Genomic DNA, 10,797 nt, shown 5'->3' on the forward strand with positions numbered 1-10,797 from the left:
CACCCCACCCTCCCCGCCCGTCGGGGGCCTTCCGGCACGCACTGGTAGCCGGGCGCCGGGAACGCCGGCGATGCGTCCGCCCGGCTTTCCCACGTCCCGGTACGGCCTTTCCCGCGTCTGCACGCTGGACCTGGCGCCTGTGTACCGGCTCGGCGGTCACCGGCTCCGTGGTCGGTGGCTCCGTGGTCCGGCGGGCCGGCGCGATCGTGACGGTCACGGACGCGGCCGCCATGACGCTGATCGCGATCTCTGGCAAGGTGACCTGGGCGAGTCCGCCAGCCAGAGCGGCAGCGGGCTGGACGTTCGGTGCCGTAGGACTGAGGTGGCGGGCTGGACGTTCGGTGCCGTAGGACTGAGGTGGCGGGCTGGACGTTCGGTGCCGTACGACCGAGCAGCCGCGGCCGAAGTGCTCATCCGGACGCAGCAGGGCGCGGACCCGGCCAGGGCCGTCCTGAGGTCGCCGGTGAGGTCGTTACGCGCCAGGCCTGGTGGCCCACCAGGACGGCCGGCGGTGCCGCAGGCGATCCCAGTGATCTCAACGCCGCACAGGCTCCAGCGCGGCCGGCCCCCGGTGCCGTTGCTGTACGGGGGCCTCGCCGCCCCGAGGCCCCCTGCCCATCGGCTGCCGTACGGGGCGTGTGACGAGCTCAGGTGGCAGCCAGGGCTTCGGTGTCGTCAGTGTCACCGGTGTCGTCGGTGAAGCCCGGAACCCAGCGGACGACCTCGTCGCGGAAGCGGGCCGTGGCGCCGAGCTGGCAGAGGACGCCCACGCCCGCCGCATGCACCCGGTGGATGAGGACGTACGAGACCGGCAGGTTGAGCTGGCGCACGACGTTGGTGGGACGCAGATCGGTGACGCTGGCGAACTGGTCCTGCAGCCACTCCCGGCTGAAGGTGAACTCCTCGACGGCCGTCGGCTCGACGTACGGCGCCAGGAAGCCGCGCAGGGCGTCGTGGTCGATCTCGATGCCGGGGCGGATGAAGCCTTCGTCACGCAGGCCGTTGACCACGGTGCCCATGTCGCCCTGGTTGAAGATGCGGGTGAGCTGGCCGAACACCATGGGGTAGCCGTCGGGCATGCGGTTGACGGCGCCGAAGTCGAGGATGCCGAGCTTGCCGTTGGGGAGCATGCGGAAGTTGCCCGGGTGGGGGTCGGCGTGCAGCATGCCGACGCGGGCGGGGGAGCAGAACAGGAAGCGGACGAACAGCAGGCCGGCGTGGTCGCGCTCGTCCTTCGTGCCGCCGGTGATGATGCGGGACAGCGGGGTGCCGTCCATCCATTCGGTGACCAGGACCATCTCGTTGGCGGCGATCACGTCGGGGACGTGGAAATCGGGGTCGTTGTGGAACTCCAGGGCGAAGGCGTGCTGCGCCTCGGCCTCGCGCAGGTAGTCGAGCTCTTCGGCGATCCGCTCGCGCAGCTCGGCCAGCACCGCCTTGATGTCGAGGCCCGGCAGCAGCGCGCCGAACAGCTTGCCGAGCCGGGCGAGCTGGGCGAAGTCGCCGAGCAGGGCCTTGCCCGCGCCCGGATACTGGATCTTGACGGCCGCCTCGCGCCCGTCGTGCCACACGGCCTTGTGCACCTGGCCGATGGAGGCGGCGGCGGTCGGCTGGTCGTCGAAGGAGAGGAAGTGGTCGCGCCAGTTGGGCCCGAGCTGTTCGGTGAGCACCTTGTGGACGGCCGACGTGGGCAGCGGGGGCGCCGCGTCCTGGAGCCTGGTGAGGGTCGCCCGGTAGGGGCCGACGATCTCCGCGGGCAGCGCCGCCTCGAAGATGGACAGCGCCTGGCCGAGCTTCATCGCCCCGCCCTTGAGCTCGCCGAGGACCTTGAAGATCTGCTCGGCGGTGCGCTGCTGGATCTCCTCGGCGACGATCTCGGCCGACTTGCCGCCGATTCGCTTACCGAGCCCCAGGGCAGCACGACCGGCGAACCCGAGCGGAAGGGTGGCCAGCTTCGCCGAACGCGTGACGGCGCGACGCGGAAGATCGCTCACACTGATGCGCGGTATCCCGTGCGGGATGCCACTTCCCCCCCTCGTGGTTGGTAGCTCTGCACGTCAGCCGCTTGAAGCTGACATGACCATTGTTAGCGGATATGGATTGTTTCGCATACAACGACATTGCGGGTGCATGCCCCATGCTTGCCTTTTCCACTGCCAATCAGGCAAGACGTCCACTGTGCCGTTGGTCACAACAGACTCCCGGCCGTCGAGGTACGCCAGAGCGTGACCGGTCACCGCGGCCGCGACCAGGCTCGCCAGGGGTGCGTCGCAGGCGACCTCGCCAGGTGGGTAGCCGCCGAGCCGGGCGGTGACGATCGGCCAGGCGGGGTCGCGGTCGCGACGCGCCAAGTCTAGGCAGTGCAAGCAAGCGCTTTGTCCGGGGAGCACCAGGGGCCCCACGCACCCGTGCCCCTCGAACGCCGAGCCCAGCAGATGCGGCAGGCCCAGCTCGTTGAGCTCGCTGACCAGCACACCGTCGAGCGGACGCACCGGCGTGAGGATCACCAGGTCGGGCCGCTGCGACCGATCGCTCAACGGCGGCCCGCCCGCCCGCGCGTCGACCGCCGGCTCGTGAGGCCGCCCGGCAGGCGGATCGGCGGGGCCGCGGGCGCGCGACCGGCGATCGGGCGCTTCGCCGTCCGGGCGCGACGGCGGGCCGGCCATCCGGCGGACGACCCGTACGGCGCCGTCCTGGCGCGGCAGCCCCAGCTCCGACCAGGTCAGCCCGCCGGGTGTGAGGTCTCGGGGCCGGGTCTGGCCGGGGTCGACCACGCGGATCGTGCCGACGCCCGCCGCCGCGAGCAGGGCGACGACCTGAGCTCCCACCCGGCCCGCGCCGTAGACGCGGACGTGCGCCCGCAGCCGGCGCCGCAGGGCCTCGTCGCCGCCGCCCAGCGTCCGCGAAGCCAGGTCGAGAGCCTCAAGGTCTGGTCTCAGCCGGTCGAGCTCGGCCAGCGGCAACGGAAGCGGCGCGACCGAGGCGTCATGGATCACCCCCTGCCGGGTGAGCGAGTCGAGAAGGGCGGCGGGCTGCGCCAGCCCGGCCGCGGCCCCCTCCCGGAGCACCTGGGGCAGGTCGCGGGTGCCGTCGAGGCCGTCGATCCATCTGCGGACCCGATGGGTGAGGTCGCTCAGCACGACGGCCCGCGCGGGATGCGCGCCGAACTGGAGCGTGCGGTCGTCATGGTCGACACGGAGGAGGGCGGGTTTCACACGTGGCCTCATGCCGCGAAGATTCGCATGCCGTTCCAAGATCCCGTGCCGGTTTCCCCGCCCCTGTGGACAACCGCCCCGGGGTTACGCTCTCCCGCATGAGCGAGCTCTTGATCGATCGCCAGGACGACGGCGTCGTGCTGGTCACCCTCAACCGTCCCGACGTGCGCAACGCCATGACCGACGGCATGACCGCCGAGTGGCGCCGGGCCATGACCGAGCTGGCCGCCGACCGCGACGTCCGCTGCGTGGTGGTGACGGGCGCGGGCACGGCGTTCTGCGCCGGGGGAGACCTGTCCTGGCTCGGCGAGCGGGGCGTCGAGCCGGTCCCCGAGCTGCGCGACAGGATGCTCGGCTTCTACCGCTCCTGGCTGTCGGTCACCGAGCTGGAGGTGCCCACGATCGCCGCCGTCAACGGCGCCGCGGTCGGCGCGGGGCTGTGCGTGGCGCTGGCGTGCGATCTCGTGTACGCGGCGGACGAGGCCAAGCTGCTGGCCCCCTTCACGTCGCTCGGGCTGCACCCCGGCATGGCCGCCACCTATCTGCTGCCCAAACGGGCGGGCACGGCGCTGGCGCGGGAGATGCTGCTGGCGGGCCGTACGCTGCGCGGAACGGAAGCCGCGGATAAAGGACTGGTAAATCAATCTTTCCCGAAAAATGATCTATTGTCGGAAGTGATGACCATCGCCCGGCAGGTTGCGGCGAACGCCCCCATTGCCACCAAGCTCACCAAAGCCGCCCTCAACCAGGATCATCAACACCTGGAAGCCGCGCTCAGTTGGGAGTCCCTGGCCCAGCCCGTGACCATGGCCTCCGCGGACATGATCGAGGGCCTGGCCGCGCATCGGGAAAGGCGTGTGCCCAAATTCACCGGCTCTTAATCATCTGACCAGCGAAAACAACGCTCGCCCTCTGTGGAATTCCGCCAGTCTCGGCTAACGTGCATATGTGCCCCCCGAGACAGTCGAGGTCCGTCGCAGTTCTCGTCGCCGGCGTACGGTCTCCGCCTACCGCGACGGCGACAAAACGATCGTGCTCCTGCCCGCCTGGCTGAGCGGCGAAGACGCGGATGAATGGGTGAGCCGGATGCTCGATCGGCTTGCGGCGAAGGAACGCCGGCGACGTCCGACTGACGAGGCCCTGCTGGAGCGGGCCAAGGAACTGTCGGCGAAATATCTCGACGACAGGGCCGATCCCGTGAGCGTGCGCTGGGTCGACAACCAGCAGCACCGATGGGGCTCCTGCACGCCGGAGAACGGCACGATCAGGATCTCGACCCGCATCAAGGGCCTGCCCGAATGGGTCATCGACTATGTGATCATCCATGAGCTCGTGCACCTGCTGGTGCCGAGTCACGGCCCGCGCTTCTGGGCGCTGGTCGAACAATATCCCAAGGCCGAGCGGGCCCGTGGCTTCCTCGAAGGATTCTCCGCCGCCGCCCAGAACGCCCCGGAGGAATGTTGACGCGCGTCGCCGCGGTCCTGGCACGACAGCGCATGGCGCGGGCGGCGCCGCCCGGCGTCGACGCGCGCACGTGGCTGGAGGCGGTGGCCGAGGACACCTACGAGATGGTCGCCGGCCTGGAGCTGGTCACACCGGTCCTGCTGACCAGCGTGCCCGGACTGACGGAGATCGTCTGGCCGGGCACCGAGGTGATCGCGGTCGGCGAGGACGAGCCGCTGAAGGACATCCTCAACAGGCTCGACGCGGATCAGGTGGCGGTGATCTCGGGCGACGCGCCCGACCTGCCGCCCCTGCTGGTGGGCAAGCTCTTCCGCGAGCTGGGCCGCGCCCGGATCACGGTGAGCCCGGCCGAGCGCGGCGGCGCGGTCGCGCTGGCCTGCGGGCTGCCCGTCCCCGGCTGGGCGGATCCCGACCTGGACGCCCCCGACCCGGTGGCCGCGCTGCGCGCGCAGGCACCCGGCCCGCGCATGGTCGCCACCACCCCCGGCTGGCACCGGCTCCGCACGCCGGACGACGCCGCCCGCCTGGACCCCGGCCTGGAGGGCTGGGACAACACCCGGGCCCTGCTCACGGCACGCTGAGCTCCGCGAACACCGCCCGGTGGTCGGTCCCGGGCACGTCGTGCACGCTGACCGCCCGCACCCCCACCCGCTCGTCCACCAGCACGTGGTCGATCGTGATGATCGGCGGGATCCGCCTGTTCGTCGGCCAGGTCGGAATCAGCCCGGCGCCCACCTGATCGGCGGCGTCCTTGTAGCCGCGGGCGAGCAACCGGCGCATCGGCGCGTGGTCGAGCGTGGCGTTGAAGTCGCCGGCCAGGATGCGCACGGCGTCGGCGGAGGCCGGGGGGAAGGCGTCGAAGGCGGCGTACCAGTCGGCCACCTGGCGCCCCAGCGGCGGCACGGGATGCACGTCGAAGAACTCGATCGGCGTGCCACCGGGCAGCGCCAGCCGGGCCACGGGCATGTTGTGCCCGGACAGCGGCGGCAGCGCGCCGGGGAGCGGCTGGACCGGATGCCTGGAGAACAGCCCGCTCCCGCTCGCGTTCCACTCGGCCTGGAGCACCCGGTGCGGCATCAGTTCCTTGAGCCCGGCCAGGTCGAGCTCCTCGACCGCGCCCGGCGTGAGCTCCTGCGTGTTGAGCACGTCGGGATCGAACGCGCGCACCAGGTTCATGATCGCCTGCGTGTCGGCCTTGCCGAACAGCAGATTGACCGACAGCACCTTGAGCGGCCGGCCCGCCGTCGCCTCGGCCGTGCCGAACCACCGGGGCAGCACGCTGAACCCGAGCGCCGCGGTGGTGAGCAGGGCGACCGCGGTGGCCGCCCGCCTGCGTCCCAGGGCGGCGATCAGCAGCGGGACCAGCGAGCCCGCCGCGGCGTACGGCGTGGCGGTCATCAGCTGGGTGGGGATCGAGCCGCGTTCGAGGCCCGTCAGCCGGGTCAGGGCCCAGGCGGCGAACGGCGTCACGGCGAGCCAGGTCAGCGTCGCCGCGGTGCGGCCGCGGCGTTCGGGGCGGACGGGGGTGACGATCGTGCCGCCGACCGGACTGTCCGCCGATACGCCCATGATCAGCCCAGCATGGCCAGCGTCGCGCGCCCGCGTGCCGCCAGCCGGCGGGTCGCCTCGTCGGACGGCTCGGGGATCTCCTCGACCGGGAACCAGCGCAGGTCCAGCGACTCCGCGCTGATCACGGCCTCCGCCCCGGCGGGGGCCACGGCCGCGTACTCGACGTCGAGATGCCAGCTGTGCGGCGGATGACACCAGACCTGGTGCCTGTCGAGCGCGAGCGGCCCCGGCAGGAGCTCCAGGCCGGAGATGCCGGACTCCTCCACTGCCTCGCGCAGCGCCACCTCGGCCAGCGTTCGGTCGCCGGGCTCGCAGTGGCCGCCCATCGGCAGCCACATCCCGGCCTTGGGGTGGAGCGTGAGCAGCACCCGTTCGCCGTCGTGCGACAGCACCGCCGTGGTCGCCGTCAGATGTCCCGGAGCGCACTCCCGCAGCATCGCGTCGTCGTGCGCCCTCAGGTGATCGAGAAAACTCACCCGTAGCGCGTCCTCCTCCGCGGACGGGGCCGCCCACGAGGTGAGCACCGCCAGCGCGTCGCCGTGCAGGCTCAACTCCCGTCGCCCTCGTCGTCGTCAGGCTTGCGCTCCAGCTGCGAGATGTCCCAGGCGGCCTCGCCCGCCACGAACACCTCGGGGTGCTCCAGGTCGTCGGCGGTCGGCATGAGGTCGGGGTGACCCCACAGCGCGTCGCGCCCGTCGATGCCGCGCGCCTGCTTCAGCGCCTGCCACAGCGCCGCCGCCTCACGCAGCCTGCGCGGGCGCAGCTCCAGGCCGACGAGCGTGCCGAAGGTCAGCTCCGCGGGCCCGCCGGTCGCGCGGCGTCGCCGTACGTTCTCCGCCAGGGCCGTGGCGGAGGGCAGCTTGCCCGCCGCGGCCTCGTCGACCACCGAGGACACCCAGCCCTCGACCAGGGCGAGCATCGTCTCCAGCCGGACCAGGGCGGCCTTCTGCCGCTCGGTCTCCTCGGGCTTGAGCAGCCCGCCGCCGCTCAGCGCCTCCTGGAGCGCCTCGGGGTTGTTGATGTCGAGGCCGCGGATCTGCTCCTCCAGCGCGGAGGTGTCGACCGTGATGCCCCTGGCGTATTCCTCGACGGCGCCGAGCAGGTGCCCGCGCAGCCACGGCACGTGCTGGAACAGCCGGTGGTGCGCGGCCTCGCGCAGCGCCAGATAGAGCCGGATCTCCTCGGCCGGGTGCTCAAGACCCTCGCTGAAGGAGGCGATGCCGCCAGGCAGCAGTGCCGCGGTGCCCGACAGCGGCAGCCCGATGTCGGTGGTGCCGACCACCTCGCGGGCCAGCGAGCCGAGCGCCTGCCCGATCTGCTGGCCGACCATCATGCCGCCCATCTGCTTGAGCATGCCCATGAGCGGCCCGGCCATCTGCTGGGCCTCCGGAGGCAGCCCCGCGCCGCCGAGCGCGCCGCCCATGGTCTCGACCATGCGCTCGGCGATCGGCTCGGCCAGCTTGCGCCAGACCGGGATCGTGTTCTCGATCCACTCCGAACGGCTCCACGCCTGCGGATTGGACACGCCGCTGGGCAGCGTCGTGGCCTCGTTCAGCCACAGGTCGGCGAGCTCCAGCGCGTCGACGATCTGGCGCCGCTCGCCTTCCATGACGCTGGGATCGCCCTGGGCGACCACGGCGTGCCGGGCGATGTTCTTGGCCATGTCCCAGTTGACAGGGCCGGAGCCCTGGGGCGCCGACAGCATGTCGGCGAACTGGCGCATCGCCTGAGCCATCTGCTCAGGGTTGCCGAACATGGCGAACGGGTTCTCGTTGGGGTCGTTTTCGCGACCTGGCAGGTCAGTCACCGCTCTACCTCGTGCAGGATGGAGGAGTCCACATCCGCCACGTTAGTCGTCCTACGGCGGATCAGTGCAAAGTGAGGACCTGGTGCCTACCTCGAAACGCCCGCGCCAACCCGTCGTAGCCGTCACCGGTGCCGCCTCAGGGCTGGGCCGCGAGCTGCTCGCCAAGCTCGTCTCCGCCGCGGATTTCCGCAGGGTGGTGGCCATTGACGAGGAGCGCGGCGACATCCAGGAGGCGACCTGGAGAGTGATCGACGTACGGGATCCGCTCTTGGCGAACCGGATCTCCGACATCGACGTCCTGGTCCACCTGGCCGGTGACTACGCCGTCGACTCCGACCCCCGGGAGCGCCGGGCGTACAACCTGCGTGCCGCCCAGACCGTGCTCACGGCGAGCGCGGCCGCGCGCGTCCGCCGGGTCGTGCTGGTCACCAGCGCGATGGTGTACGGCGCCGCGCCCGACAACGAGGTGCCCCTGGCCGAGGACGGACCGGTCGCGGCCGAGCCCGACACCGGCGTGGTCGGTGACTTCCTGGATATCGAGGCGCTGGTGCGCAGATCGCTGCGGAGCCATCCGGGCCTGGAGGTGACCGTGGTGCGGCCCGCCGCCGTGGTGGGGCCGGGCGTCGACACGGTGATCACCCGCCACTTCGAGTCGCCCCGGCTGCTGACGGTCAAGGGCTGCGAGCAGCGCTGGCAGTTCTGCCACATCGAGGACCTGCTGTCGGCGCTGGAGCTGGCCGCGCGCGGCCAGGTCACGGGCGTCGTGTCGGTGGGCTCCGACGGCTGGCTGGATCAGGAGCAGGTCGAGGAGCTGTCCGGGATCCGCCGGTTCGAGCTGCCGGCGGGGCTGACGTTCGGCACCGCGCAGCGCCTGCACCGGCTGGGCATCACCCCGGCGCCCGCCACGGACCTGCACTACGTCGTCTACCCGTGGGTCGTCGACTGCACGGCGCTGCGCGAGGCCGGGTGGAAACCGGCGTGGACCAACGAGGCGGCCTTCGCCCAGCTCCTGGAGCTGCGCGAGAACCGTACGACCGTGGTCGGCAGGCGGCTGCCCGTCAAGGAGGCCACGCTCACGGCGGCCGGCGCCACCGTGGCGGTCATCGGCACCGCCGCGATCGTCCGGCAGGTGCGCAAGAAGCGTCGCGGGTGAAGACTCTGTAGGCTCTTTTCGTGGACGTCATCCGGTTGCTGGCCATTCGTGACACCGCGCTGTCCGTCGACGAGGTGATGGCCGCGGTGGGCGACCACGCGGCCGGCGGCACCTCGCTGTTCGTGGGCACCGTCCGTGAGCAGGATCACGGCAAGCCCGTGACCAGGCTCTCCTACTCCGCGCACCCCTCCGCCGAGAGCGAACTGCGCTCGGTGGCGGAGAAGGTGGCCACCGACTTCCCCGTCACCGCGCTCGCCGCCGTGCATCGTGTGGGCGACCTGGAGCTCGGCGACGTCGCCGTGATCGTGGCGGTGGCCTGCCCGCACCGGGACGAGGCGTTCAGGGCGGCGCGCCGGTTGATCGACGACCTCAAGTCCCAGGTGCCTATCTGGAAACATCAGGTCTTCGCCGACGGGTCGACCGAGTGGGTCGGCGCCTGCGAATAAGCTCGATCCATGTCACGACGCGCCCTGACCCTGCTCGTATCGGGCTTCCTGGTGCTCGCGCTCGGCATCGTGGGGGCGTTCGTGCCCGTGCCGTACGTCGTCCTGAGTCCCGGGCCGACCGAGAACACGCTGGGCCAGGTCGACAAGAAGCCGGTGATCATGATCACCGGGCGGGAGACCTACCCGACGAGCGGTTCGCTCAGGCTCGTGACCGTGGCCTACCAGGGCGGGCCCAATGCCAAGATCGATCTGCTGACCGCGCTGCGCGGCTGGATCGATCCGTCCGTGGCCGTCGTGCCGCAGGAGACGATCTTCGCCCCCGACCGCACCCAGAAGCAGGTCGAGGAGGAGAACACGGCGGAGATGACCAGCTCGCAGGACAACGCGACCGCCGCCGCGCTGAACGAGCTCAAGATCCCCTACTCGACCGTGATCGCCGTGCGCACCGTGGAGAAGAACCGGCCCGCCGCGGGCAAGCTGCAGACCGGTGACAAGATCACCGCGGTCGACGGCAAGCCGATGGTCGACGTGGACGAGGTGGGCGAGGCCGTCCGGGCACACAAGCCGGGCGAACCGGTGACGTTCACCGTGACCAGGGGCGACGACAAGGTGGACGTGACCATCCAGACGGTCGCGGGGAGCCAGGGGCAGAGCGTGGTCGGCGTGACCATGCAGCGGCAGTACAAGTTCCCGTTCGACGTCGACATCAACGTGGGCGACGTCGGCGGGCCCAGCGCCGGGCTGATGTTCTCGCTCGGCATCGTGGACAAGCTCACCGAGGGCCCGATCACCGGCGGCAAGCAGATCGCCGGCACCGGCACCATCACCCCCGAGGGTCAGGTGGGCCCGATCGGCGGCATCGCGCAGAAGATGGTCGGCGCCAGGAACGCCGGCGCGACCGTCTTCCTCACGCCCGCCGGAAACTGCGCCGAGGCCGTGAAGGGGGCGCCCGGCGGGCTGCGCCTGATCAAGGCCGAAACCCTGCACGGCGCGGTGCAGGCGCTCGACGCGCTGCGCACCGGCAAGGGAAAAGTGCCGTCATGTGACGCGGGATGAAACTTCCCGCGATGGTTGTGCGTTAGCCGTACGGATGGCCCTGCGGTGTAGGTTGCCAGACACGGACCGTTTCTTCATCACGACGAG

At 71.3% G+C, this 10,797-nt stretch carries 11 protein-coding genes; 6 read left to right on the forward strand and 5 right to left on the reverse strand.

Going from position 1 to position 10,797, the window contains the following annotated elements; genetic code table 11:
• Positions 1 to 647: 647 nt before the first annotated feature.
• Positions 648 to 1,994, reverse strand: coding sequence for an ABC1 kinase family protein (locus ADY59_RS32620; RefSeq protein WP_049570383.1), 1,347 nt, complete (start codon positions 1,992 to 1,994; stop codon positions 648 to 650).
• Positions 1,995 to 2,057: 63 nt separating this feature from the next.
• Positions 2,058 to 3,227, reverse strand: a complete 1,170-nt coding sequence (locus ADY59_RS32625; RefSeq protein ID WP_049570386.1) for a ThiF family adenylyltransferase — start codon at positions 3,225 to 3,227, stop codon at positions 2,058 to 2,060.
• An 86-nt stretch (positions 3,228 to 3,313) separates the two neighbouring features.
• On the opposite strand from ADY59_RS32625, the gene ADY59_RS32630 reads away from it, so the two are divergent.
• The 3 genes from ADY59_RS32630 (at position 3,314) to ADY59_RS32640 (ending at position 5,260) form a co-directional block, all read left to right on the forward strand.
• Positions 3,314 to 4,096, forward strand: a complete 783-nt coding sequence (locus ADY59_RS32630) for an enoyl-CoA hydratase/isomerase family protein (protein WP_049570388.1) — start codon at positions 3,314 to 3,316, stop codon at positions 4,094 to 4,096.
• 67 nt (positions 4,097 to 4,163) lie between these two features.
• Positions 4,164 to 4,679 (forward strand): M48 metallopeptidase family protein, encoded by a 516-nt coding sequence (locus ADY59_RS32635; protein WP_049570391.1) that lies wholly within the window; start codon positions 4,164 to 4,166, stop codon positions 4,677 to 4,679.
• Entirely contained in the window at positions 4,673 to 5,260 is a 588-nt protein-coding gene (locus ADY59_RS32640) for a hypothetical protein (protein WP_063780855.1), read from the forward strand. The genes ADY59_RS32635 and ADY59_RS32640 overlap by 7 nt, the downstream gene beginning before the upstream one ends.
• On the opposite strand, the gene ADY59_RS32645 is transcribed toward ADY59_RS32640, so the two are convergent.
• Genes ADY59_RS32645 through ADY59_RS32655 form a run of 3 tightly spaced genes read right to left on the reverse strand, consistent with a single transcriptional unit; the run spans position 5,247 to position 8,004 of the window.
• Positions 5,247 to 6,248, reverse strand: coding sequence for an endonuclease/exonuclease/phosphatase family protein (locus ADY59_RS32645; protein WP_082310582.1), 1,002 nt, complete (start codon positions 6,246 to 6,248; stop codon positions 5,247 to 5,249). The two genes, ADY59_RS32640 and ADY59_RS32645, sit on opposite strands and share 14 nt — an antisense overlap.
• 2 nt (positions 6,249 to 6,250) lie before the next feature.
• The gene (locus tag ADY59_RS32650; protein ID WP_049570393.1) at positions 6,251 to 6,799 is read right to left on the reverse strand and encodes an NUDIX hydrolase; all 549 of its coding nucleotides are present in this window, start codon (positions 6,797 to 6,799) and stop codon (positions 6,251 to 6,253) included.
• Positions 6,796 to 8,004: a zinc-dependent metalloprotease gene (locus ADY59_RS32655; RefSeq protein ID WP_082310583.1), complete on the reverse strand. Its 1,209-nt coding sequence runs from the start codon at positions 8,002 to 8,004 to the stop codon at positions 6,796 to 6,798. Before ADY59_RS32655 ends, ADY59_RS32650 begins: the two co-directional genes overlap by 4 nt.
• A 130-nt stretch (positions 8,005 to 8,134) precedes the next feature.
• Here ADY59_RS32655 and ADY59_RS32660 point away from each other — a divergent pair, with 130 nt between their 5' ends.
• Genes ADY59_RS32660 through ADY59_RS32670 form a run of 3 tightly spaced genes read left to right on the forward strand, consistent with a single transcriptional unit; the run spans position 8,135 to position 10,710 of the window.
• On the forward strand, positions 8,135 to 9,208 hold the full coding sequence (locus ADY59_RS32660) for an NAD-dependent epimerase/dehydratase family protein (protein ID WP_053175386.1): 1,074 nt from the start codon (positions 8,135 to 8,137) through the stop codon (positions 9,206 to 9,208).
• Positions 9,209 to 9,228: 20 nt separating this feature from the next.
• Positions 9,229 to 9,654, forward strand: coding sequence for a molybdenum cofactor biosynthesis protein MoaE (locus tag ADY59_RS32665; protein ID WP_049570401.1), 426 nt, complete (start codon positions 9,229 to 9,231; stop codon positions 9,652 to 9,654).
• 9 nt (positions 9,655 to 9,663) lie between these two features.
• Positions 9,664 to 10,710, forward strand: a complete 1,047-nt coding sequence (locus ADY59_RS32670) for a YlbL family protein (RefSeq protein ID WP_049570402.1) — start codon at positions 9,664 to 9,666, stop codon at positions 10,708 to 10,710.
• Positions 10,711 to 10,797: the final 87 nt, after the last annotated feature.

The sequence above is a fragment of the Nonomuraea sp. SBT364 genome (assembly GCF_001083785.1).
GTDB lineage: Bacteria > Actinomycetota > Actinomycetes > Streptosporangiales > Streptosporangiaceae > Nonomuraea.